The sequence below is a fragment of the Pseudoalteromonas sp. BZB3 genome (assembly GCF_040104455.1).
In the GTDB taxonomy this organism is placed as follows: Bacteria; Pseudomonadota; Gammaproteobacteria; order Enterobacterales; family Alteromonadaceae; genus Pseudoalteromonas.
Window position 1 is genome coordinate 118,426 of the sequence record NZ_JBECOS010000011.1, and the last position, 25,799, is coordinate 144,224.

Here is a 25,799-nt window from a genome sequence, read left to right on the forward strand (position 1 = left end):
TGACAAGACAACTTATGTAATAATAAGAATAAGTTAAGTATATTTAAGGAATGAGATGTCAGTTTATAAAGTCGGAGAAAACCTAACTTTAAACCTTGATGAACGAAAATTATTTAAAGGTTCAACAGAGGTTTCTTTGCCTGAGTTATCTTATCGATTATTAGTGTGTTTGGTTGAACGCGCACCGAGTGTCGTTTCACATAACATTATCTTGGATTATGTATGGCAGGGGAAAATCGTCTCAGAAGACACCGTTAAAAAACGTGTATCTCGCCTTAGGGAAGTTTTGGCAGTCGAAAAAGAACAAGATCCTATTATTGCAGAACGAGGGCAAGGATATCGTTTAAATTTATCAGTTAAGCTTGTAGAACATACAGTTAGCCAACTAGAAGAACAACAGAATCCACCAAAACTTGCAAGTCCACAATTTCATTTTTCTATTAGGCACCGTGTCATGCTTAGTGGATTAGTCATCTTTGGGATGATTGCTTTAGGTGTTTTTAAGCAAACAGAATCAAGTAAGATACAGCAGCCAGTACAAGCAAATATAAGCCTATCACCACCTGATGAATCAAATGAGCTAGATGTGTCTCGATTTATGGGGTTACAAGACAGCTCAAAAATAGATAGTGCGATTAGCGAGCTAGAAAACTCAATCAAACACGCCAGCAATAAAGTCGCTATTTTCTCAATATTAAGCGAATTGTATTTAACTAAGCATAAGTTATATGGTGCCAATCAAGACGATTTAATACAAGCCTATCAATTTGCATTAAAGGCAGTTAACGCTTCGAATAGCCAACCTTGGCCTTATGTTGCACTTGGGAATGTGCAAATTGAACAGGGAAAATATAAAAACGCCATTGAAAGTTCCAGTAAAGCCATTTCACTTTCGCCTAAATGGGTGAACGCTCATGCCGTCAAATCTAGCGCACTGAATCATCGTGGTGATACTTCAGGGGCGTGGCAAGCGATTAAAATTGCACATAAAATACAACCAGACAATCCACTTGTACAAAAGATACGCGCTCAGGTTCTGTTAAATAAAAACATGTTCAGTTGGAGTGAACGTCATTTAGCGTCATTGATAGCGTCTTCTCCGCAAGATACGTCTTATTTACTGGCTCAAGCTGAGTATTTCTTGGCGACTAAACAATATGAAAAAGCAGAAAAAACTTTATTTGAAGTACTGGCCTTAAAGCCAAACTTTATTGAAGCGCATTTACTTATGGCAAGCGCTTTAGAGTTACAAGGAAAAATAGATAAGTCACTTATTCATTTCGAGCGGGTTGCTCATAGTCAAAGTAAACATGCGCAGCTAGCGCTGTTGCTCGCCAATTTGGTTGACGGTAATAATAAAAATGTGAAGGGTATAACTTCAGAAGGTGATACATATTCTAATCAATTTATCGCTTCGCTCATTGCGTTAAATAACAAAGAACCTGAGCAATTTATACAGCTAGCAGAGAAAGCCGTGCAAAACGGGTTTTCTAAAGAGTATTTATTAGATTCTAATATTATTTATACTTCGTTAGAGCAACAAGTACAAAGTGATAAGCAACTCAAAGACTTCCAAGCCCTTAAAACAAATTTGTTTAATATCAAGCAAACACGGCGAGTAAAGCGGGTGCCTATCTTGTAGCTGAAATTAATCATTCGCATTTCACGACAAAACCTTCACAAACGCTTTGCTAACTTTGCGATACCAATCCTCTTAATTAAGTGATCTATTTTGAGGCAAAGAAAACTTGTCGATAGCAAGGCGAAAATTTCGCTATTTAGTTGTTCTAAAGAAGATATTTTTAACGAAGCTAGCGACAGTTTTAGTCCCTCAAAATGATTGAGTATTATTGAGGATTGGTATGAGATACCGCATAGGAGCAAAGCGATGTTCAAACAAATTCTTAAACCACTTAATAAATCACTGATGTTGACGTGTGTACTACCCGTGTTAGTTGCCTGCCAAGGTAGCCATTTAGAGATAATGCCTGACTTGTCGGATGAAACCTTGCTGACAGAACATTTGTCTGTTGAGCAAATGCATCAAGATATTGATGCTTTATTACAAGGTTCATTGGAGCGTCACCCAAATCTTGAAAAGTACACTCAAGTCTCTGAGCTAAAAAGCTACACTGAAGTGCTCAAGTCGCAAATTACTCGGCCTTTAATGCGAACCGAGTTTTATAGAATAGTGGGAAAACTCAGCCATAAGTTTAATGATGGTCATGCATTTTTGATTTGGCCGTATCAAGAATATAACTTGCTTAAAGAGCAAGGTGCGAAACCTTTTCCTTTTGAAGTATTTATCAATTCACAGCAAGAGCTATATATACAACATGACTATCAATCAGGTAGTGAAAGGGTTATAGGCGAAAGCAAAATTTTATCAATTAATGGTATTTCAACAAAAGACCTTGTATTAAACATGCAAAAATATACAGGTGGTGAGAGTGAGCTTCTTCGTGAAAAGGTCGTGGCAGCGAGATTCCCCGTTAACCTGTGGGCTGTATATGGCTTTATTAATGAATTTAAACTTGAAATCGAAGCTGAGGGGAGAGCTAAAACATTAGAGATCACCCAATCCCAAGATTGGCAACAGACAGAGAGCGCTATTTCAGGAAAAACAAATCAAGATCATTACTTTAAAGAGTTAGAAGAAGGTATCGGTTTATTATATTTAGATCACTTTGATATAAAACCAAGTGAGTTTGAAGATTTTGTTGATGAAAGCTTTAAGAAAATTAATGCGTCAAACATTCACTCTCTTATTATTGATATTAGAAACAACCCCGGTGGTAATACGGATACCGTTGCTTATTTAAGCCGCTACCTTGCAAATAAACCATTTAGATTGGTCTCAGCGCTGCAAGAAAAACTCAACAAAGACAATCGTGGTTGGTTTCATTATAAAGGTGAAGTAGGGGAAATTGTCGATATGGATTGGGATGATTGGGAAACGCCAATGAATGACGATATTAGGTTTTCAGGTAAGGTTTATTTACTGACAGGCGCTATTAGTTATTCAGCTGCCATCGTATTCGCAACGACCTTAAAAGATAATGGCTTTGCAACCTTAGTCGGTCAGCCAACACAAGGTTTTGCCAATCAATCAGGACAGGGCAATTTGTTTAACTTACCTCACTCAGAGCTAAGGGCTTATATTACAACTCGGTTATTAGTTAGACCGAGCGGTGAGTTGACTCAGCAAGGTGTTCAGCCCCATTATGAGGTTGGATCAGGTAATAGCATAACGCAAAGCATGGATGATAAGACCATTGCTGCCACACTAGAATTAATTCGGACAAAGACAGCAAAATGAACGAAACAAAAAACCACATTTTATTGGTTGAAGATAACCAGCAATTAGCAGAACAGCTATGTGGTTTTCTGACTCAAAAGGGCATGGTCGTTGACTATGCCTGTAATGGAAAAATAGCAACTAATCTACTCAAATCTGAAGACTTTGATGTTGTAATTCTAGATTTAACCTTGCCTGACACTGATGGGCTAAATCTCTGTCGTTTTATCAAATCAGAACCTACAATGAATGTTCCGGTATTGATGCTCACCGCAAGAGACAGTATTGAAGAAAAGCTTGAAGGCTTCTCACATGGCACAGACGATTACCTAACAAAGCCTTATGTGTTAGACGAGGTTTATGTTCGTTGCTTAGCACTCGCTAGAAGGCATCAATTACACAAGTCTCAAAAAACATGTATTGGTGATATGGAAATTGATTTTAATCAAAAAACGGTTCAGCGCGGCGGTCAGAGCATAAAGCTTTCAAAAACAGATTTCTTATTGCTCAAATTACTTGCAGAAGCTTATCCAAACGCGCTGAGTAAGCGACAATTAGTCGAAAAGGTGTGGGGAGATGATATGCCTGACACCGATGCGGTTCGTAGTCACATCTATACACTTCGAAATGCTGTAGATAAACCATTTGGGTACCCCTTAATCAAAACAGTACACGGAATTGGTTTTAAAATCGTAGCACCTGACTAACAATCACCAAACAATGAGTAATTAGTGTAAGAAGCACCACATGGAGATGAAAGAACTATGACAAGCCTTTCAAGTAGTATAAGTCGCGTAATTATAACGACTGTGTTATCTATCTCGCTTATTTATAGCTTCTTGATTGTTTTATATGCTTGGACTATTGAAGATAATATTTTTAACCGTCTAGTCAACGATGAATCGACTCATATTACTGAACAATTTAAACGTTCAGGCGAGGTTCTCCCTCCAAAAGCAGATTACATGCGTTTGGTTGAAAACTTTACCGATCTGCCTATTGAGATAAAAAAAGAGTATCCGTCAAACCCCAGCAAAGTGGAATATCAAACAAGTTCTGGTAAAACCCTTCATATGACCACCATTAAATTAGGTGGACAGCAATTATTTTTACTCGCTGATGTAGAGCAGTTTGAAGTTAGCAAAGATAATATGCCAAACCTGCTTGTGTGGCTTTTAGTAATAGCTTGCTTTATTTCTGCCATAGCACTTGTTGTGAGCTTACAGACTGCCAAGAAGATTACAGAACCTTTAAAAGCGTTAGCATCTGACGTGAACAAAAAAAATGCAGGCAATATTAAACCTGATACATTTCCTGAAAATGAAATTGGATTATTGGCACTTAATACTAAAAACGCCTTTAATCAGTTGAATACCGCGCTTGAACGGGAACGAGTATTTACCAAAGACATTAGCCATGAAATCAGAACCCCTGTTGCGATTCTTCAAAACGTACTATCAGCAAGCAAGGCAGAAAAAGCAATCACAGAAAGTAATTTTGATACAGTTGCAGAGGCGGTTGCCAATATCAATCAAATCACCTCAATTTTATTGGCGCTTGCACGTTCGGAGTCAAGTCAAACAGAGACGGTTAATTTAACTGCCGAGTTAGAGTCTTTGATTATTAACCAATTTGATTTTTTGCTTGCAGAAGCAGGAAAACATCTTGAGTTAAACCTTAATTTTGACGGCGATGTGAAAATAAGGTGTAACCAAAATCTGGTTATTATTCTAATGCTAAATCTATTGTCGAACATGGTCCGACACGCGAGTGGTGATAATGCCGAAATTACCTTAAATGAGCGACAGCTTATTTTTAAAAACCAGACTCAACAAAATACCATTAATTCACCATTTTTAAGCGGTGTAAAAGGCGAGCAAAGTGAAGGTTTAGGGCATGGTTTAAACTTGATACAGCGTATTTGTGAACAATCAAATTGGCAATTGCACATTGAACAACCGCAAGGTTACTTTATAGTGAAAATAAGCTTTGATAATCCTCTTAACGATTAAATTAATGCTTAAATAATTTAATCACGACAAAGTCACGACAACTAATTGGTTAAAGTGCTGTTAACTTCAACAAGGAGAAACAGCAATGAAATATTTAACGCTATTAATTATTTGTCTGGGTTTGTTCAGCCCCCATGTATTTGCCAAAAAAGTCGCTCTATTGATTTCGGGTTACGGTAATGAGACCCAAGGTAAAATAAGTTACGACCTTGAGGAGCTTGCACAAACTTATTTGCTATTACATAACCATAACCTAGAGCTCGACATTGTCACACCTAAAGGCGGTGAGGTTGTTGTAAAGACGAATAAAGACAATCTAGCTTACATACAAAAATTCAAAGGGCTTGCCCTTCATAAATTGCAAAATACTCACTCAGCAAAACAGGCAATTCAGCAAAACTATGACGCTTTATTTATTGTTGGGGGAGATGGCGCAATGTTTGATTTACCTTTTGACCCTGATACTCAAACTTTCATTAATCAGTTTATCGAAAAGCACTTTCCAATCGCCGCTGTATGTCACGGTCCTGCAGCGCTGGTTAATTTGAAAAGTCCTGATGGCGATTATTTCGTTGCTGGCAAGAAGGTAAATAGTTTTACACAAATCGAAGAACAAGCTTTTAATGCAGAACTACTTGATAAATTTCCATTTTCACTTGAAGAAAAATTGATTGAGCGAGGTGCGACATTTGTGAAAAACACGGCCATGATGCCTTATATTTCTGTTGATGGAACGCTTATAACAGCTCAAAACCCAATGAGTGTTGCCAAAGCTGCTGAAGCCTTGTTACTAAAATTAGGTATTTCACCAAAGCAAAGAGCCCCCTTTAAAGATGAAGCAACGTTCGAGTTAATTACTCAAGCAAAGTTAAACGGTGCTGCGGTTATTGCTATTGAGCTTGCAAAAGATAAAACGAGATATGACTTAAACTATTTAGGCCTTTATGCTTTTTTCGCGTACAAACTTGCACAAACTCAAGATCAAAAACGACAGGAGTTAAATCTTAAAGCTGAAATAGCAAAAATCTTTAAACACCCAAAGTTATCAGAATCATTAATTAACGCCTATTTAGAGCAGCAACTTATTGAAGAGGCAGAGCAAGCATATCAAGTATTTAAAGTAGATTTTCCAAGTGATAAGTCTATTGCATCTATTGAAAATAAAATAAATAGTTACAAATAGAGAGCATGGTTATAGGAACAAAACGCTTGCTTAAAATCTAAACTCGATTTAATGTGATATCAACTTGATATCACATTGGTGGAGTTTTCAATGAAAGAAACAAAAGGATTCTCAACAAACGGGTATGTTGCAACAGTGGTTTCTATTGCAATCGCATTAGCTAGTTTGAGTCAATTTAACCCCGTAAATGGCGATGGCATTTTATTCGTCGTTATAGCCGTTCTTAGTTTAGCGTGTTTAGCTGGTTTATTTATGGTGCAGCCAAACCAAGGCCGCGTACTTACTTTGTTTGGCAGTTACGTAGGCACAGTAAAAGAAAATGGGTTACGTTGGACTGTCCCTTTCTTTATTCGCAGAAATATTTCTTTAAGATTAAGAAATTTTGAAAGTAATAAAATCAAAGTAAATGATGCGCACGGTAACCCGATTGAGATTGCCACCGTGGTTGTGTGGTCAGTGAATGACACAGCAGAGGCGGTATTTGAAGTAGATGACTACGAAAGCTTTGTAAATATTCAAAGTGAAGCAGCGCTAAGAAATATGTCGAGCGCTTATCCCTACGATCAACATGACGGTGATCAAATTGCATTGCGCAGTCACCCAATTCAAGTCTCTGAAGCACTAAAAACAGAAATTCAAGACAGATTGGCAAAAGCAGGTGTAAAAGTACATGAAGCTAGAATTTCTCACCTTGCCTATGCATCAGAAATTGCCAGTGCCATGTTACAACGTCAACAAGCTTCAGCCATTATTGCTGCAAGACAAAAAATCGTAGATGGTGCGGTTGGTATGGTGGAGCTTGCATTAAGCAGATTGTCTGAACGAGAAATCGTAGAGCTAGACGAAGAGCGCAAAGCAGCTATGGTTAGCAATTTGCTGGTGGTATTATGTGCCGAGCAAAATACGCAACCTGTGGTCAATGCAGGTAGCCTTTACTGATATTAGATTTTCAAATTGAGTTGAAGTGTAAGCTTCAACTCAGCAATTTAAAGAGGCTTATTTTGGCCAGTAAGAAAAGTTACCCACTTAGAATAAACCCTGATGTATTAGCGGCAGTACAGCGCTGGGCCGACGATGACTTACGCAGTGTAAACGCGCAAATAGAGTATATTTTGCGAGATGCATTGGTAAAATCGGGTAGGGTGAAGATTGTGCAAAAAGTGGTAACCGAAGTACATCCACAAGACCCAGAAGAATAAAGCTTATTTGAAGCTTCAAGGAGTAAAAATGGTTCAGGAAGAGATTGTATTTAAGTCACAAATGCTAAACTTAAAAGGTACATTGTCATTACCAGAAAGTAAGGGCACATTTCCTTGTGTTGTTATGGTTCACGGTAGTGGTCAGCAAGACAGAGATGGTAATATCAATGGCTTTGATACCAATATTTTTAAACAACTTTCAGAGCAGTTAATTGAAGCTGGTTACGCCACTTTTTGTTATGACAAGCGTGGTGCAGGTAAAAGTGAAGGCGATTTTAAAACAGCGGGTTTAGAAGAAGTTGTTTTAGATGCTCACCAAGCGATTAACCATATTTCTACTCATAAACAAGTAAATACAAATGCCATTTATGTATTAGGGCATAGTGAAGGGGCTTGTTTAGCGCCAGAAATAGCAAACGAGAATAAACTTATTTCTGGGTTAATTATGCTTTGCGTTAGCCTTCGTAGCTTTGAAGAAGATGGCATTAAAAATGCGGAAGTAATGAATAGAGATCTCGATGCTCTAAAGGGCTTAAAAGGCAAGATCTTAAGGCTTTTTTTGTACACCAAAGACCCTGCTAAAACTATGCGAGATTTGCGGCAAAAAGTTGAAAGTACCGATAAACCAACAGTAATAGTTGGCTTTCAAAAAATAAGCACCAAGTTCTACAGAGAAACATTTAATTATGATGTGAAGTCGCATTTGGCTAACACGATAAAACCAATATTAGCGATTGGAGGTGAAAAGGACTTTCAATGTCACCCTGATGATACTAAGCTTATCGACAAGGTTACAAAAGCATCAACAAGTACACATATCATCGAAAATATGGACCATACTTTGCGGTTGCAAACAGGTTTGCCTTCACTAGCCAGCTACAAACACGCTTGTAAAAATGACATAATGCCTGAGGTCGCAATTCAGTTAAGAAATTGGCTATCAGAGCAAATGAGTTTAGCTGAAACACATGCAACTGATGAGAAACCAAAACCAACAGCCATAACTTAAGCGAATGACAGTTAACTTACTTAATAATATTCCTACTGACTTATCAGACGAAGTCTTTGAAGATCTAATCAATACTGACTCTGTTCGGGTCGAACGAATAATTTCTCAAGGACATAGCTCACCTGTAACGGGGTGGTATGACCAAGACGAGCATGAATGGGTTATGGTCTTAGAAGGGTTTGGTGTACTTGAATTTGAAAATGGCAAGTGTGTGAGGCTAGAAAAAGGAGATTATTTAAATATATCAGCTCATACAAAGCACAAAGTGAAACAAACTTCAGAACAACAGCCAACGATTTGGTTAGCTATTTTTTATAAATAATCGCAATGGCAAAACCGAATAAAAAAGGGCCCGTAAGAACGGTTGATATTTTTTGCGCAAAATGTAGAACTCAACTCTTTAAATACCGAAAGGGCGGTAAAGGTGCGCTAGTTAAATGTTTTGAAGAGCGAATTGTTGAAGATTACACAAACGATAAAATACATTGTCCTCAGTGTAATATTGAATTTGCAAGAAAAACACTGATCAGAGGCACGCCCGCACTAAAAATTGTTGGTGGTAAGGTTACTTTTAAATAAACCCCTATCAAATGATTTTTGTTTGAGTGTGTCGAATTTATAGTGAGAAACAATCTTAGTTAAGATAATCTTGCACCTAGCTTGCACAATAAATATAAAGTCGTATCAAAAAAAAGCCGTTTCATGTATTGAAACGGCTTTCTCAGAAAAACAGCTTGTGTTATTAAAAATCCAACTTATTTAAAATATCGTCTTCGACATTTTGTGAAAGTGTGACTTTAAGCTTAGGTGTACGTGCCATTTCACGTTTGATTGCAAAATTGGCTTCTTCGTTACGTGCCCAGCTGCGACGCGCAATACCATTGTTTACGTCGAACAACAGCATAGATTTAAGGCGACGCATAGCATCATCACTACCGTCGAGTAGCATACCGAAACCACCATTCATTACTTCACCCCAACCAACGCCACCGCCATTGTGGATTGACACCCATGTTGCACCACGGAAACCATCACCGATCACATTGTGAATAGCCATGTCCGCCGTGAAGCGGCTGCCATCATAGATGTTAGATGTTTCGCGGAATGGAGAATCTGTACCAGATACATCGTGGTGGTCACGACCAAGTACCACGGGTCCAATCTCACCGCGCTCAATGGCATCATTAAAGGCTTTCGCTATTTTAATGCGGCCTTCAGAATCAGCGTAAAGAATGCGCGCTTGTGAACCAACAACAAGCTTATTTTCTTTCGCGTCTTTGATCCAAGTGATGTTGTCTTGCATCTGCTGTTGAATTTCTTCAGGCGAGTTTGCCATGATTTCTTCAAGCACTTGAGCGGCAATTTCATCTGTTTTGTCTAAATCTGCAGGGTTACCAGAAGTACATACCCAACGAAATGGACCAAAGCCATAGTCAAAACACATAGGACCTAGAATATCTTGCACGTATGACGGATATTTAAAGTCGATGCCGTTTTCAGCCATAACATCACCGCCCGCACGCGATGATTCTAGTAAGAACGCATTACCGTAATCGAAGAAATATGTGCCTTTCGCTGTGTGCTTGTTTACCGCTTCAGCGTGGCGCTTAAGGGTTGATTGCACTTTTTCTTTGAATACTTCCGGCTCTTCACGGATTAAACGGTTTGATTCTTCGTAGCTAATATCAGCTGGGTAGTAGCCGCCTGACCAAGGGTTATGAAGAGACGTTTGGTCTGAACCTAGGTGAATAAAGATGTCTTCTTCTAAGAAGCTTTCCCACACATTTACAATGTTACCAATGAACGCAATAGACACTACTTCTTCGTTTTCTTGTGCTTTACGCACGCGTGCAACTAAGTCATCGATGTTATCAACGAGTTCATCTACCCAACCTTGCTCATGACGTTTAATCGCGGCTTTTGGATTAACTTCGGCACATACTGTAATACAGTTAGCTATATTCCCCGCTTTTGGTTGAGCACCGCTCATACCGCCAAGACCCGCGGTTAAGAAGATCTTGCCTTTCGGACTTTCGCCTTTGTTAAGCACCTTACGGAATGCGTTCATCACCGTAATAGTTGTACCGTGAACGATACCTTGTGGGCCAATGTACATAAATGACCCCGCTGTCATTTGACCATACTGAGTGACACCTAATGCATTGAATTTTTCCCAGTCATCTGGCTGAGAATAATTCGGGATCATCATACCGTTTGTAACTACAACGCGCGGTGCGTCTTTTGAAGATGGGAATAAACCCATAGGATGGCCAGAGTACATATGAAGCGTTTGGTCTTCTTCCATCTCGCTTAGGTATTTCATAGCCAGTAAGTATTGTGCCCAGTTTTGGAATACCGCACCGTTACCACCATAAGTGATAAGCTCTTCTGGGTGCTGTGCTACAGCCGGATCAAGGTTGTTGTCGATCATCAGCATGATCGCAGCTGCTTGCTCACATTTTGCCGGATAATCAGAGATTGAACGTGCTTTTAGCTCATAGTTAGGCTTAAAGCGGTACATATAAATACGGCCAAAATCTTTTAATTCTTGAGCAAATTCAACGGCGAGTTCAGCGTGCCACTCTTTTGGGAAATAGCGGAGGGCATTGCGAACGGCAAGCTGTTTTTCTTCTGCACTTAAAATATCTTTACGTTTTGGTGCGCGGTTGGCACCAGCCGGATACGCTTTTGGCTCTGGCAAAACGCTTGGAATACCTTGTTTGATGATATCTTGGAAATTCATGTCGGTTTTCCTTAGTTTACTGAAACTGTGAAAGCTTGAGATTTAACAAATTCAACCATGGCATCGATGTCTGGTTTAAGTAGCCTGTCTTCTTCAAGCTTGGCGACCTTAGTACGGATCAACGCGTGGTTTTGTTCAATAATATCTGAACACGTATTTGGGCGTCTGAAATCAACGGCTTGTGCGGCGTACATTAATTCGATTGCAAAGATTTTTTCTAGGTTACCAAGAATTTGGTTGAATTTACGGCCAGAAATACTACCCATAGACACATGATCTTCTTGACCCATTGACGTTGGCACGCTGTCAGCTGATGGTGGGAAGCACAGTGATTTGTTTTCAGTTACCAATGCCGCTGTGGTGTACTGCGGGATCATCATACCAGAGTTTAAGCCTCCAGATGTTGTTAATAGACGTGGTAGACCATGTAGACCTTCAAGCAATAAGTAACAACGACGGTCAGAAATATTCCCCAGTTCTGCAGCTGCAATTGACGCATAGTCAAGTACCATAGCTAAAGGCTGACCATGGAAGCTACCACCTGAAATGGCTTCTTCTTCGCTGATAACGATTGGGTTATCAGTAACAGAGTTCATTTCAGTCTCTGCTAATGCTTTTAAATGGTTGTACGCGTTACGAGATGCGCCGTGCACCTGTGGAATACAACGTAATGAGTAGGGATCTTGTACGCGGTCACACTCTTCATGATCAGCCATGTTTTGTGAGTCTTTAAATAACCGGCGCATACGCTTAGCCACTTCAATGTTGCCTTCAAACGCTCGAATTGCGTGTAGTTCTTCTCTGAATGGCGACTCACTACCTTGCATGCCTTCTATACTCATTGCGCCTGCAATGTCTGCAAGGTCGAGTAAGTAACGCATTTTAGTTAGGCCAGTGATGGCATGTGACAGAATAAACTGAGTACCATTGATAAGTGCTAGACCTTCTTTGGCATGTAAGTCCATCGCTTCAAGGTTGTTATCTGCCAATACTTTTGCTGCAGGTTGGATCTCTTCACCTACCCAAAATTCACCTTCACCTAGTAGTGGTAAAAATAAATGAGAAAGTGGCGCAAGGTCGCCTGATGCACCAACAGAGCCTTGCTCAGGTACAACTGGGATAATATCAAGTTCGATGAACTTAAGCATACGCTCAACTACAGCTAAACGAATACCAGAGAAGCCTTGGCTTAAAGCATGTACTTTGGTGATAAGCATTAGCTTTGAGATTGATTTTGTAATCGGGTTACCTACACCCACAGCGTGTGTGATAAGAAGGTTTTTTTGTAAAAGGTGAGTTTCTTCAGGTGTGATTTGGGTATCACATAAAGGACCAAAGCCGGTGTTAATACCATAAACCGCTTTGTCTGATGCCGCCATTTTGTCAACGCGTTGACGGCTTGTGTTAATCTTGCTTATAGCTTCACTTGTTAAAACAGCATCGACTGAACCATTTGCAATACCATTTACAGTATCAAGATCTAGACGATCAACACCATATCTAAACGTCATCTTGTTCTCCAAATTCATTGAGTTCTTATATTTATGGCGCAAATATTAACGAGTGGATGAAGTTTTATAAATTGCATATAATCAACATTCATTCCGGGTTTATCAAACTAAATATTTGGCACATTAATGCAAATACATGACGTAGATCTCAAATTATTAAGAGTTTTTGTTGCAATCGTGGAATGTGGTGGTTTATCTGCTGCAGAATCTAGATTAAATATTGGTCGCTCGACTATTAGTTCGCATTTATCGGACTTAGAAGTTCGCTTAGGTATAAAACTTTGTAAACGGGGTCGCAGTGGTTTTGAATTAACAGAGCCGGGTAGGGTAACCTATCAAGCCTCTTTAGAGCTCTTACGTCAATGTGAAGCCTTTGCCAATACTGTTGCCAGTTCTAAAAATGAGTTGTCGGGTCGAGTGAGTATCTCTGTTATTGATACTATGGTGAGTGATCCCCGCTGTGGCGTTGCCCAAGCAATAGCGTCACTTCGCCAGCTTAGTAAAAACATTCAATTTGATATTAATGTTTGTGAGGCTAGAGAAGTTGAAACCTCAGTGATAAACGGTCGTTCACTCGTAGGTTTAGGTGTCAGTCGTCATCATATAAGAGGGCTTGAATACATTCCGCTACATAACGAAAACAACTATTTATACTGTGGAAAAGGGCATGAACTGTTTTCATTAGAAGGGCAGCTATTGTCAGAGCATTTATCGGATGCTGAAGTGATTACTTCAAATTATATGAGAGACAAAGAAGTCAGAAATGATAGTTTGAATTATCAAAACAGTGCAACAGCATATCATGATGAAGGCATAGCGCATTTAATTTTGTCTGGTGAGTTTATAGGTTATCTACCGGAACATTACGCGAGTTTCTGGGTTGATAAAGGACTCATGAAGGTAATTGAGCCAGAAAATTTCGCCTATCAGATCCCAGTAAGTTTAATCATTTCGAAAAATAACCAAGCTAACCCATTGTCAAATGCCATCGTTGAAACGCTTTTATGCTCGCATGCTAACTAATTTTAATATTAACTCGCAGATATTTATAAGGAGTTTATACTTAATTTAACAACAATGTTTGGGGCGCTTTTTTGTCATTAGAAACAGCGAAACGTTCGATAAAGACGGTATTACACAGTCGATTTCTTCTGTCTTTGCGTGAAGCCTTCATTGCTTTGATCCCATACTTTGTGAGCAGTGCTATCGCTATTTTGCTGTTAAATAGTGCTGTAAAATTCAATATTGTGGCACCAAGCGATCATGCTTATTCAGTTATACTGGCAAGTGCCTCTCTAGTGCTTTCATTATTTCCAGTTATTGTTGCTATTTCCATCGGTTTTTTTATTAGCAAGAACTTTGGACAAAGTGGTGTGGTGGGGGCCATGCTTGCGCTGCTCTGTTTTTCACTACATGGGCAATATATCAACTTTGATGGCGAGTCATTTCGACTAGATCCTACTGGCGGCACACCCTATGCAGTCATTATTCCTTGTTTAAGTAGCCTGATCTTAAAGTTGGTGGTAAACCTTCACCCTAATTTAGATAAACACTTTCATCATATAAGTCGTTTTTTGAGCGAAAAATTACTGATTATCCTACCTTTTACGCTGACATTCTTTAGCTTTTATACATTTATGCCGGTAATTAATTTTGCCGGTGATCTGATTGCTTCTTGGATAACGCCAGATATTAGCCAATCAACAATAGCAGAATTAACGTTTGAAAGAATGCTGTTTACACACGGCCTTTGGTTTTTAGGCATTCATGGCGACAATACTTTTAATATGGTATTTGACGCAAATTATTTAATGCAACCAATTATAGGAAACTTACCTGCGAAAACATTTTACGATACATTTGTTTTAATAGGTGGGACAGGCTGTTTCGCAGGGTTAATTATTGCGGCATTATTCTTGAAGTCTGGCTCACATGAAAAGAACATCGCTAAACTTTCAATGCCATTTACGGCTTTCAACTTTTGCGAAATCATTCTTTTTGCATTACCCATATTTTTAAACCCGATTATGCTAATTCCTTTTGTAATGGCACCAACAATTAACTTTGTGATTTCTTATACAGTTATAGATTATGGGTTGGTTAACGTGAGTAATGAAACGATTAGTTGGATGACACCTACACTGGTAAATGGGTTCATTGTGTCTCAAGGCTTATCAGGGGTGTTATTGCAATTATTTTTATTATGCTTGAACACATTAGTTTATTACCCATTTTTGAAATGGCACAGTGAACAAATCAATTTTGATAAGGCCATCAGTAAATTGAGTGATCAACTCAACATCTCTGAGCAGCTTCGTAATAAAGGTGAGTCAGATTTTATTGCGCACCAAATAGATCTAGAAAAAGCAAATAAAGCACTGAAAGAAGTTCTATCAGAGATCAGCAAGGGTAGGCTTCTACTTTATTACCAACCGCAAATTTGCCAATTTTCAAAAACCGTTTCTGGTTTCGAAGCATTGTTAAGATTAGAAAAACAATCAGGTGATATTGTTGGTCCTTATTTCTTAGAAACCTTAATCAAACATGATGAAACAGAAATTATCGATATGTGGGTGATTGAACAAGCACACAGAGATTTATTGTATTTTAATAGTAAAGGGTTTAAACCAGTCATAAGCATAAATGTTAATCCAAAAGTGATGACAAACAGTTTGTTAGTAGAATATATCTGTGAAGTGTTCAAAGATTTTCCAAGTCAGCTAAAAATTGAAATAGTTGAGTCAAGTTATCTAACAGATAAGAAAACGGTGCTTAAGAATATAAAAAGCTTACAGAATGCAAAAATACATACAGTTATTGATGATTTTGGAACAGGCTATTCTAGTTTGGCCATGTTGTCAGAGTTACCAATAAAATACATTAAGCTTGATAAATCATTACTAGACGATACTGGCACAGTAAAGGGAAAAGAATTCTATCAACATGTTGTTGAATTACTTCATAAGATGGATAAATCGATTGTTGCTGAAGGTGTAGAAACACACGAGCAGTTGGCGTTTATTAATGGTTTAAAAATTGAGGTAGTTCAAGGTTGGGTATATCAGAAAGCACTTGCAAAAAAGGATGTTATTAATTTCGAAAAGCGTTTTGAAAAATAAAAAACGCGGTAAGTAGAAATACTTACCGCGTTTTAAAATTAAAGAAGCTTAACAATATTAAGCATCAACAACTTTTACTGGCACAGCTTGCTCAGAACCAAACTTAGTTGTTAGTTCTTCTTCAGCAGGAGTAAATGCTGTTAGGTCGATGCCCTCAACTGCCGCAGTATACTCTTCGATAGTTGGGAAGCGACCAAGTACGGTTGAAAGCACTACTAGTGGTGTTGAACCAAGTAGAGATTCACCTTTCTTCTCAGCTGTATCAGCTACAACACGACCTTGGAAAAGACGCGTTGATGTTGCGATCACAGTGTCACCAGGTTCAGCTTTTTCTTGGTTACCCATACAAAGGTTACAACCAGGGCGTTCTAGGTATAGGATGTTGTCGTACTTAGTACGTGCAGCCGTTTTAGGTTGCTCATCGTCAAACTGGAAGCCAGCGTACTTAGCTAGGATATCCCAATCGCCTTCAGCTTTAAGCTCATCAACGATGTTGTACGTTGGTGGCGCAACAACTAGCGGTGCTTTGAATTCAATAGAACCATTTAGTTTTTCAAGGTTACGTAGCATCTGAGCGATGATTTGCATGTCACCTTTGTGAACCATACAAGAACCAACGAAACCTAGGTCTACAGGCTTATCATTGTAGAATGAAACAGGGCGAATAACGTCGTGCGTATAACGCTTAGATACGTCTTCGTTGTTTACATCTGGATCAGCAATCATTGGCTCAACGATTTCGTCAAGGTCAACAACAACTTCAGCGTAGTACTTAGCGTTGTCGTCTGGTGCTAGAGCCGGTTGCTCGCCAGATTGAACACCTGCAATACGCTCGTCAGCTAGGTCGATAAGGCCTTGTAGCGTCTTAGCTTCGTTTTCCATACCCTTATTGATCATAATCTGGATACGGCTCTTAGCTAGCTCGATAGACTTAACAAGTGTTTCATTGTTTGAAATACAGATAGACGCTTTCGCTTTCATTTCTGCAGTCCAGTCAGTGAATGTGAACGCTTGGTCAGCCATTAGTGTACCAATGTGAACTTCGATGATACGACCTTGGAACACGTTCTCACCGCCAAATTGCTTAAGCATTTGCGCTTGAGTTGCGTGAACAACGTCACGGAAGTCCATGTGCTTAGCCATGTTGCCTTTGAAAGTTACTTTCACAGACTCAGGAATTGGCATTGCAGACTCACCCGTTGCTAGTGCTAGTGCAACAGTACCTGAGTCAGCACCGAACGCTACGCCTTTAGACATACGCGTGTGCGAGTCACCACCGATGATGATTGCGCGGTCATCCACTGTAATATCGTTAAGTACTTTGTGGATTACGTCAGTCATTGAGTGATATACACCCTTAGGGTCACGTGCAGTGATAAGACCAAACTTGTTCATGAATGCCATTAGCTTAGGAATGTTTGCTTGCGCTTTTTTATCCCATACAGAAGCAGTGTGACAACCTGATTGGTAAGCACCGTCAACAAGAGGAGAAATCGTAGAAGCTGCCATTGCTTCTAGTTCCTGTGACGTCATTGGGCCCGTAGTATCTTGAGAACCAACGATGTTTACTTTAACACGTACGTTTGAACCTGCGTGAAGTGGCGTTTCAGACTGAACACCTACCGCGTTACGGTTAAAGATTTTCTCTACAGCTGTTAGACCTTGGCCTTCGTGCGAGATTTCTTTAGATGGTGCGTATACTGTTGGTGCTGCAACACCCAGTGTTTCAGCTGCTAGTGTTTGAAGTTTCTTACCGAATACAACAGCGTAAGAACCGCCAGCTTTCATGAATTCAACTTTTTGTGGTGTGAACGCAGATGAGATGTCTGCTAGCTCTTCTTCGCCGTTGAATAGCTTTTTAGCTTTAGTATCGATAGTAAGCAAAGTACCCGTTGCTACTGAGTATGCTTCTTCTAATACTGGGTCGCCGTTTTCATCAGTCACTGTGTTACCGTCAGCGTCTACTTTCTTAACCCAGTTTTTAAGGTCAAGACCGATACCACCGGTTACATCAACCGTAGTAAGGAAGATAGGTGCAATACCGTTAGTACCCGCAACAACAGGTGCAATGTTGATGAATGGAACATATGGGCTTGCTTGCTCACCTGCCCAAAGTGCTACGTTGTTCACACCAGACATACGTGAAGAACCTACACCCATAGTACCTTTCTCTGCGATAAGCATTACTTTCGCATTAGGGTGCTTTTCTTTAAGTGCAACGATTTCTTGTTGTGCTTCAGGCGTGATCATGCACTGGCCGTGAAGTTCACGGTCAGCACGTGAGTGTGCTTGGTGACCAGGAGAAAGTAAGTCAGTTGAGATGTCACCTTCACCCGCAATGTAAGTTACTACTTCAATTTTTTCTGCAACGTCAGGCAACTTTGTGAAGAACTCCGCTTTTGCGTAGCTTTCTAAGATGTCTTTAGCAACGGCATTGCCAGCTTTGAATGCGTCTTGTAGACGAGTTGTATCTGCATCGTATAAGAAAACTTGTGTTTTAAGTACGTCAGCAGCTTTTGAAGCGTTTGCAGCATCTTCACCTAGAGCAAGGTCTAGTAGAGCAGCGATTGATGGACCACCTTTCATGTGTGAAAGTAGTTCAAATGCAAAATCAGCTGTGATTTCAGCTACAGACTCTTCACCAAGAATGATCTCTTTTAAAAATTGTGCCTTAACACCTGCCGCAGATGTAGTACCTGGCAATGTGTTGTAGATGAAGAAGTTTAAAGAATCTTCACGGTGCTCATTTGTTGTATCTTTAATTTGAGCAATGATTTCAGACAGAAGCTCTGCGTTGTCGATTGGTTTTGGGCTAAGTCCAAGTTCCGCTTTACGCGTTTGGATCTCTTCCATGTATTCTGTATACAAACTCATAGAAAACTCTCGGTGTTTTTTTACTTGATACGAAGTGAGCAACTTAGTGCTAAATTAAATTGCCCAACGAAAATGCTCATTAAAGCCGACTCATATTATAGCCGACTTTATGTATGATATTTTGAATCTATCAATTACTTGCACTGCGATTCTATCGCAAATACATAATAATTTACATCAATACCAAAAATAGTTGCTATAAATATAATTGATATCAAAGCGCGCCATCAGGCTCAAAACCATCTTCACCACTGATCTGCTCAGGTTTACCGCAAATGGCTCTTGATGTTTGCATACCAGCCATTACAGCGGCTTCAACACATCCAGCATTAACGCCAGTTTTGATCCAGTCCCCCGTGATGAATAAATTGCTGAAAATAGTGCCATTAGTTGGCAATCGATATTGGCTACTATTTGTGACTGATAGCACATAGCGCTCAGAAGGATCGACGTTTACGCGCCAATATTGTTCATCAAAACGCGATTCTCCCTGTAGGTTATTTCCAGAGTAAAGAACGTCCCAATTAAATTCATCACCGTGATAGGCTTCAGGCCATAATGGTTGCATTTCTTTATTCAATTTTTCTAACGCGTTCTGTTTTACAATGGCTTTTTGCCGAGCAGGGAAGTCATGTGTATCTTTACTTGGGTAATCATCACACGTAAAGGCACTACAAAAATAAGCGATATTTTTGGGATGATTGTTTAGTGGCCAATCTTCTTTATCTAATAAGTTAGACATTGCAGCCCAGGTATCAAAAGGCTGAGAAAAACTACTTAGAATAGGACGCTCTTGGCTATCAGGAATGTATTTAAAACCAAGCTGCTCATCCGTTTTGTTCAACCACAATTGAAATGCTTGAGTAGCGACAGCCTTAACTTCAGTTGCTTGTTGCTTAAATTTATCGTCTAGTGCGATTAATTCAGGACATAAGTGCGCAATAGAAGCGACTGAAATACCAAAAATAACTTTGTCGAAATCTTGCCCTTGCTTTAGTGTCTTGGTAGGTAAAGTGTGTCCAAATTTCGCTTCATAGACTTGAGGCCAATCACTCCAGAATGATTCCAAATTAATATTTTTGTCTTGTAATAAATCAGCTTGCGCATCTTCAATTTGATCATAAAGCGGGTAGGAGGGCCAGCAAGGTAAGCCTTTGACATCTACAAGTGGATCATAGCTATTTGACTTCAATGAGACTTGTTCAGTCATCACAATCTCACTAATGAGATTATCAGTTTGGCTATTGGTTGCGGGCTTTAAAGCTTCAACCTGGTGGAAAAATTGAAATTTTACACCGCGGTGTTTTAGTAATTCGTAAATAGGTGAAAATATTACATCACCCATGCCTGCTTGCATTTTCCACATAACGCCACCGTGGTAACAGAGCATAAGTCTTAGCATTGCTAAACTAGCAACGCCAGCTTCAACATCTCCTTTGTTAAAATCACCATCGACGTAACCGAATACTAAATCGTAAAAACCGATTACAGGCGCTGATTCAACACTGTACTTTTCGTTAGCGCCATTCTTTTTAAGCCAATCTTTAAAATCGATATTGTTGATTGCACCAAAGCCTTTAGAGAAAACTTTATCTTTTATTAGTCCTGTCGCCATTGCGATGGCTAAATCAGCACAGATATAAGCGCGTCTAATCGTTGGATTATCATCGAGTAATTCAATGGCCTCACTATTTAACCAGCGTTTCAATTTACGAACTATGTACCAAACAACAAGTCTGTCTTTTGGGTTTTGTAGATTTTTATCATTCGATCTGAGGGATAAAAGGTGTTTGAGCTGGGTGGCAAGGATCTTAGGCGAAGACCAAATTTCTTTCAGTTCATCATGCGCGGAGTCAAAAAAATCACTCACCTCGTCTTCAATGTCATCGAAGGCATCAGTTATTTCAGTAGCCAAGTGTCTTAATAAGTTTCTATCTCTAGGCTTTTTTGTTTGTAACTTAGTTACCTTGTTTGCCTGTTCTATTTCGTCTTCTAATGAGTCTATGAATTTATGAAGCCATGCAATAAGTACTTCGAGTAATTGCCAAAAATGCAGATCGAGAGTGCCATCAGCTGGGTTCCCCTCAATTGTTGGAAAGTCTACTGGCCAAGTTTCCCATTCATTTTCAATGAACTCTTGTAACACCACAAAACTATGTGGCTTAAATGCTTCTTGCCAGGTACTCAAGGGCATGTTGTCTGGCCTGTTTAATTTATTATATACAGTTTCAATAGCGCGAAATGAATTAACATAAGCGCCAAACCATACATGTAGACCATGCTCTTCGATTCTTTGTCCTAAATAGGGATTTCTACCACTGGCGCCTTTACCACCTAAACGCCAACCTAGCTGGTAAACTGTAATGTCATATTTATCTTGCCAGTTTTCATCTTCTGTCAAGTAAACAGCTGATGTCATTGCGGCAACGCCGCCACCTAAAATAACGATTTTTTCCTTAGCCATAGTCAGCTCCTTTAGCTGTTATTTGAAACTATTTCATAAGCACCATCCTGGTCAAAATCCATGCAAACATAATAGGGGAGTAGGGCTTTTTGCTGCCCAATTTTAATGCCAAACATCTGATCAAACGGGAAAGCATCGAGTTTATTGATGTTGACGTGATACTCGTCTTTGAGCATCGCTATCTTATGGACTTTTCTCACAGTTGAAGGTGAGTGAACCACGGCACTGTATACCGAATTGTAGGCAAACCCGTCAGGAATTTGCTTAAACAGAATTTGATCCATTTGCGGGTTTTTAATCCCACTCATAAATTGCTTTATAAGTTCAGCGCTTATCTGGATTTCTTCTATGCTCGCATGAATAAGCTCTGCCACTTCTTGACCAACTTCTATGATCTCTTCAAATAGCGAATCACCGTCAGAGAAACGTTTAATGGTGAGCAATTCGTGCCAGTCCATTTTGGTAGTTGGGTTAAACGGCTGAAATGTTTCTAGGCTTAACGTAAAGTTGTCAGCTTGTTTATAGTCACTAGGCATAGAGTAGCGGCACAAATACTTGTTGTAGCCCCAAGTTTCGCGACCATTCACTAAGGCGTTAATATTATTTACGGTAATAAACGCCGGATACCAATAAATATGTAAAGCTTTCTTTGTGCTCTTATCTACCTTTGCAATAGGCAACCAAACAATAATATCTGTTTCTTGCATCCAACCGTATTGACTAAAAGGTTCAACTTTTGAAGCGATGTTTTCAATATCAGTAAAAGTAAGTAAACAATATTGAGATAGCGGTTTAAAATACACATCATTGGTTGATACTGTATTTAACGTTGAATCGACAAAATTGGTGATCGTGTCGTATTTGCCTTCAATAAAAAAACCGTACATTCTTGCATTGAGCATACGACAGGGTGGCTTTGCAATAGGGTTTCCTAAAAAGTGCTGGTAACTTCCAGAGTTATTCTCTGACATAGCAATTTCCTTCTTTGATAGCATGATTGTTATATCTGTTTTAGCAGAGGAAATTTGAATTATCGAGTAAGTGATAAGAAATAGCAGAGCTTTAACTCTGCTATTTATAAATTAGGCTGCTGAGATATCAGCTTTTTTGTTTTTAGCCATTTTCTTAGCGCACTTGATGGCAGACTTTTTAGATGCTTTCTTTTGGGCAATTTTCATTAATTTAGCATCTTTAAGTTGCTTAGTTGCATATTTTAGTTTCTTAATGGCTTTTTCAGCGGCATTCTCTGCTTCTTTAGCTTGATCAACGGCAAGTTGCGCTTTATCTGAAGCGTCTTTTGCAATTGACGATGTGCGCTCAACTTCTTGCTGGCTCAATTGTATTATTTTTTCCAGTTTCGTCAGTCTGTCTTCAAAAACAAGATCGGCATCTAATGTTAAATCTTCCATTGTGACTCCTTATTTACGTTCGAAAGAGCTCGGCTCGCCGACAATCAGAGGGTCAACTTGATTAACGACGTCTTCATCTTTGCCTGGGTAATCTAAGCAGCTTAAGAAGTGTCTGATACAGTTAATACGACCACGCTTTTTGTCGTCAGAGCAGATCTGGGTCCATGGTGCATCTTTGGTATGCGTATGAAACATCATGGCATCTTTCGCTTCGCTGTAGTCATGCCATTTTGAAAGAGAGGCCATATCAACCGGACTGAGCTTCCATTGTTTCAGAGGGTCATTTTGGCGAGACTTAAAGCGTCTAAATTGTTCTTCACGGCTAACAGAGAACCAATATTTAAATAATTTAATACCGCTATTGACCAGTATGCGTTCGAGATCGGGTGTTTGGCGCATAAATTCGAGATATTCATTATCGTCACAAAAGCCCATGACTTTTTCTACACCAGCACGGTTATACCAAGAGCGGTCGAATAGAATGATTTCTCCTTTTGTAGGTAAGTGCTGAATATATAACGTTGAAAATACCACAGATTACGCTCTCTGGCATTGGGCTTTTCAAGTGCGATAACATGTGCGCCACGGGGGGTTTAGGTGTTCCATGAAGCGTTTAATTGTACCACCTTTGCCTGCTGCATCTCGGTCCTCGAAAAGCACAACAATACGTTGATTAGTTTGTTTTACCCAACCTTGCATTTTTAAAAGTTCAATTTGTAATTCGTGTTTATGCCTTTCGTAATCAACGACATCCATCTTCGATGAATAGGGGTACTTACCATCAGCGTTCCACTTCATTGGTGGGTTTTTTACATTCAGGTCAAATACCAACTCGCTATTTGAGTCTTTAACATGATCAGACGGTGGGGTTGGAAATTGCTCTATATTATTTGATTGCAAGGGCGCTTCCTTATCCAAAAAATTAAACCGATAACACCTTACTATAAAGCGCGCTTCAAGCAGTGTATTGATCTATGTCTAATTGAGCATAAAAGAAGCAATAAAAAAGGGAGCATAATGCTCCCTTGAGAACGGCTTAATTACAGCCTACTTGAATTTGTTCTGTCCAAACTCGTACTACGAAGTCATTATAATCGCCATCATTTTGATCTTCCCAGTACTGTTTTTGACCGTGCCATCTAAAGTTGTTGGTAAGTTTTGAAGCATTGCCGTTGAGTGCTAGCGCATAGTCAAAATGTGCTGATGAAGGTAGCTGGTAACTGCCAGAGCCACCATATTCATCGAGTAGTTTGATAAATTGATTATTAACTTTTATGCCCCAATCATTGTTGTAGCCCGCGCTTTCACTGACAAATTGATAGTTTATTTTGGTATGTGGAACCGGAACGCATTGAGCATCATCGTTTAAGATCATTGCAGGTAGATTTGCACTGCCAGTACTATTCAGGCTTGCTGTAGCTTGTAAAGAAAAAGCTTTAGTCTCACTATATTCATCATTATCAATCGTTGGTATTTCAATAGTTGTATTTGTATCACCAGCAGCAAATGTGATTATCTGTGTTGGGAAAGTATAATCAGCGCTAGTGGCTGAGCCTTCAATTGCCGAAACCTCAACTTCAACGTCTTGATAATAGCTGTTAGAAAGACTAACAGTGAAAGATAAGGTTTGGCCTTCAGTGACAGTATCTTCAATTGCTGATAATGAAATAACTGGTAGGGGATCTGTTTCACATAATGGGGTTGTATAACATGTTGTGGTTTCAGATGTATTAGTAGTGAGGTCGTTAAGCCTCACAGGGACTTCAGAAATAAAGCATGTATTACCTGAATGAGGATTAAGTTTATAAATATCAGATTTGTTGGTGTGACCTAAGTCATTTATTTTAGTACGACTAATTATTAAGTTTCCTGCATGGTCTATAGTCGCCCCCGTAACAGCTGTTAAGTTATGTTTTGCTAATTTTTGAACAGAATAGTCTGATTGGTTGATCTTATAAGACGTAGTACTTGTTACTAGTATCAATTCATTATTATAAAATGCTAAATCACCACGGTACTTACCACTAAGTACACCTAAATCTGCAAGCTTGGTGTACTCACCTGTTTGTGGGTTGATTTCATATAGTGCAGAAAAACTACTGCCGATAAGACGGTTATTCGCTTCGTCAAAGGCAAGAGATATAACGCCTTTTGTTCGACCGACCTCTGTGTGAGTTTGAGTTACGACATCAAAGTAGGCGAGTTTGGTATATTTAAAACGATCACCTGCAATAGGTAAGTGCTTTTTGTCAGCGCTTGATAGATTTAAATGACTAATGTCGACTTTATATGCTAATGCTCTTGGAGCAGAGACATAGTAAATTCTATTTTGTTGAGCATCGTATGCTAAAGCAGCAGAGCTAAACTCAGCGACAGAGTCAGCCTTTACGCTTTGAAGTTGATCATCAAGTTTAAATAAGATACCGGTTTCACCGCGACCAGCGTTGATACCGTATAGCTCACCTTTACATTCATTCGCTAATAATGAGAATGAAGCAGCAGAAATAGCAATCGCCAAAGACGATAACATGAAAGACTTATACATAGTGCAATCCTAAATACAGTTCCGTAACTATAGAAAACACAAAGTAATGACACATCAAATCCAAACTGATGTGGGTCTTAGTCCATAAAGGGAAGGCGCATCCATTATTATCTTTGCAGATGCAAGTATTATTGTCTTTTATTTTACGTTTTTCAAATAAAAATTAATTCTTTTCTATTTGTTTTTCAAAGTTTGGTAAAAGCTCTTCAACAATCTTTTTTGCAGGAATGGTGAAACGTGTGCCGTTAAACATAACTGAAGTATGCTCGTTGATATCAGTGATCCCTGTTAAGGTCCAACCTTCACCGCGTTCATGACAGAAAACTTTAGTGGTAGGGGGGATAACTTTAAATGTTTGGCTCATACAACTCTCCAAAGTAAAAAGCCTATTTTATAGTAACTATCACAAATGCAAAATTGGCATATTAAAAAA

Annotated in this window: 22 protein-coding genes; 12 read left to right on the plus strand and 10 right to left on the minus strand. The window is 39.2% G+C overall.

Features of this window, described 5'->3' with window-relative positions; translation table 11 throughout:
• The first annotated feature begins 55 nt into the window (after nt 1-55).
• The 10 genes from ABMY35_RS12885 to ABMY35_RS12930 all read left to right on the plus strand — a co-directional run bounded on the left by ABMY35_RS12885 (nt 56) and on the right by ABMY35_RS12930 (nt 9,280).
• On the plus strand, nt 56-1,642 hold the full coding sequence (locus ABMY35_RS12885; RefSeq protein WP_349286556.1) for a winged helix-turn-helix domain-containing protein: 1,587 nt from the start codon (nt 56-58) through the stop codon (nt 1,640-1,642).
• Nucleotides 1,643-1,888: 246 nt separating this feature from the next.
• The gene (locus ABMY35_RS12890; RefSeq protein ID WP_349286557.1) at nt 1,889-3,319 is read left to right on the plus strand and encodes a S41 family peptidase; all 1,431 of its coding nucleotides are present in this window, start codon (nt 1,889-1,891) and stop codon (nt 3,317-3,319) included.
• Nucleotides 3,316-4,005 (plus strand): response regulator transcription factor, encoded by a 690-nt coding sequence (locus tag ABMY35_RS12895; RefSeq protein ID WP_349286558.1) that lies wholly within the window; start codon nt 3,316-3,318, stop codon nt 4,003-4,005. The genes ABMY35_RS12890 and ABMY35_RS12895 overlap by 4 nt, the downstream gene beginning before the upstream one ends.
• A gap of 57 nt (nt 4,006-4,062) precedes the next feature.
• The gene (locus tag ABMY35_RS12900; RefSeq protein WP_349286559.1) at nt 4,063-5,310 is read left to right on the plus strand and encodes a HAMP domain-containing sensor histidine kinase; all 1,248 of its coding nucleotides are present in this window, start codon (nt 4,063-4,065) and stop codon (nt 5,308-5,310) included.
• A gap of 85 nt (nt 5,311-5,395) precedes the next feature.
• On the plus strand, nt 5,396-6,493 hold the full coding sequence (locus tag ABMY35_RS12905) for a type 1 glutamine amidotransferase domain-containing protein (protein WP_349286560.1): 1,098 nt from the start codon (nt 5,396-5,398) through the stop codon (nt 6,491-6,493).
• A 90-nt stretch (nt 6,494-6,583) separates the two neighbouring features.
• Nucleotides 6,584-7,432: an SPFH domain-containing protein gene (locus tag ABMY35_RS12910; protein WP_349286561.1), complete on the plus strand. Its 849-nt coding sequence runs from the start codon at nt 6,584-6,586 to the stop codon at nt 7,430-7,432.
• Nucleotides 7,433-7,494: 62 nt separating this feature from the next.
• Nucleotides 7,495-7,692 (plus strand): Arc family DNA-binding protein, encoded by a 198-nt coding sequence (locus ABMY35_RS12915; protein ID WP_058029893.1) that lies wholly within the window; start codon nt 7,495-7,497, stop codon nt 7,690-7,692.
• A gap of 28 nt (nt 7,693-7,720) precedes the next feature.
• Complete coding sequence (locus ABMY35_RS12920; RefSeq protein WP_349286562.1) at nt 7,721-8,701, plus strand: alpha/beta fold hydrolase; 981 nt, start codon at nt 7,721-7,723, stop codon at nt 8,699-8,701.
• Nucleotides 8,702-8,705: 4 nt separating this feature from the next.
• Complete coding sequence (locus tag ABMY35_RS12925; RefSeq protein ID WP_349286563.1) at nt 8,706-9,023, plus strand: cupin domain-containing protein; 318 nt, start codon at nt 8,706-8,708, stop codon at nt 9,021-9,023.
• A gap of 5 nt (nt 9,024-9,028) precedes the next feature.
• Complete coding sequence (locus tag ABMY35_RS12930; protein WP_138478675.1) at nt 9,029-9,280, plus strand: hypothetical protein; 252 nt, start codon at nt 9,029-9,031, stop codon at nt 9,278-9,280.
• A 163-nt stretch (nt 9,281-9,443) separates the two neighbouring features.
• On the opposite strand, the gene ABMY35_RS12935 is transcribed toward ABMY35_RS12930, so the two are convergent.
• Together ABMY35_RS12935 and hutH are read right to left on the minus strand one after the other, a co-directional pair.
• Nucleotides 9,444-11,444 (minus strand): urocanate hydratase, encoded by a 2,001-nt coding sequence (locus ABMY35_RS12935; protein ID WP_349286564.1) that lies wholly within the window; start codon nt 11,442-11,444, stop codon nt 9,444-9,446.
• An 11-nt stretch (nt 11,445-11,455) separates the two neighbouring features.
• Entirely contained in the window at nt 11,456-12,955 is a 1,500-nt protein-coding gene (gene hutH, locus ABMY35_RS12940) for a histidine ammonia-lyase (RefSeq protein WP_349286565.1), read from the minus strand.
• Between the two features lie 126 nt (nt 12,956-13,081).
• Between hutH and ABMY35_RS12945 the strand changes: the two genes are divergently transcribed.
• Nucleotides 13,082-13,978, plus strand: a complete 897-nt coding sequence (locus tag ABMY35_RS12945) for a LysR family transcriptional regulator (protein ID WP_349286566.1) — start codon at nt 13,082-13,084, stop codon at nt 13,976-13,978.
• A 71-nt stretch (nt 13,979-14,049) separates the two neighbouring features.
• Nucleotides 14,050-16,074 carry an EAL domain-containing protein gene (locus tag ABMY35_RS12950; protein ID WP_349286567.1) on the plus strand — a complete coding sequence of 675 codons (2,025 nt, stop codon included), beginning with the start codon at nt 14,050-14,052 and terminating at the stop codon, nt 16,072-16,074.
• A gap of 57 nt (nt 16,075-16,131) precedes the next feature.
• Here ABMY35_RS12950 and ABMY35_RS12955 read toward each other — a convergent pair whose 3' ends face one another.
• From ABMY35_RS12955 to ABMY35_RS12990, 8 genes are all read right to left on the minus strand, one after another.
• Complete coding sequence (locus tag ABMY35_RS12955) at nt 16,132-18,948, minus strand: bifunctional aconitate hydratase 2/2-methylisocitrate dehydratase (RefSeq protein WP_349286568.1); 2,817 nt, start codon at nt 18,946-18,948, stop codon at nt 16,132-16,134.
• A gap of 214 nt (nt 18,949-19,162) precedes the next feature.
• Entirely contained in the window at nt 19,163-21,412 is a 2,250-nt protein-coding gene (locus tag ABMY35_RS12960; RefSeq protein ID WP_349286569.1) for an NAD(P)-binding protein, read from the minus strand.
• Nucleotides 21,413-21,423: 11 nt separating this feature from the next.
• Nucleotides 21,424-22,383: an acetoacetate decarboxylase gene (locus ABMY35_RS12965; protein ID WP_349286570.1), complete on the minus strand. Its 960-nt coding sequence runs from the start codon at nt 22,381-22,383 to the stop codon at nt 21,424-21,426.
• A 111-nt stretch (nt 22,384-22,494) separates the two neighbouring features.
• Nucleotides 22,495-22,821, minus strand: a complete 327-nt coding sequence (locus ABMY35_RS12970) for a hypothetical protein (RefSeq protein WP_349286571.1) — start codon at nt 22,819-22,821, stop codon at nt 22,495-22,497.
• 9 nt (nt 22,822-22,830) lie between these two features.
• Nucleotides 22,831-23,355, minus strand: a complete 525-nt coding sequence (locus ABMY35_RS12975; protein ID WP_349286572.1) for a hypothetical protein — start codon at nt 23,353-23,355, stop codon at nt 22,831-22,833.
• Nucleotides 23,356-23,382: 27 nt separating this feature from the next.
• Entirely contained in the window at nt 23,383-23,721 is a 339-nt protein-coding gene (locus ABMY35_RS12980; protein WP_349286573.1) for a hypothetical protein, read from the minus strand.
• Between the two features lie 136 nt (nt 23,722-23,857).
• Entirely contained in the window at nt 23,858-25,366 is a 1,509-nt protein-coding gene (locus tag ABMY35_RS12985; protein ID WP_349286574.1) for a Calx-beta domain-containing protein, read from the minus strand.
• A gap of 163 nt (nt 25,367-25,529) precedes the next feature.
• Entirely contained in the window at nt 25,530-25,730 is a 201-nt protein-coding gene (locus tag ABMY35_RS12990; protein ID WP_349286575.1) for a hypothetical protein, read from the minus strand.
• Between the last annotated feature and the right edge of the window lie 69 nt (nt 25,731-25,799).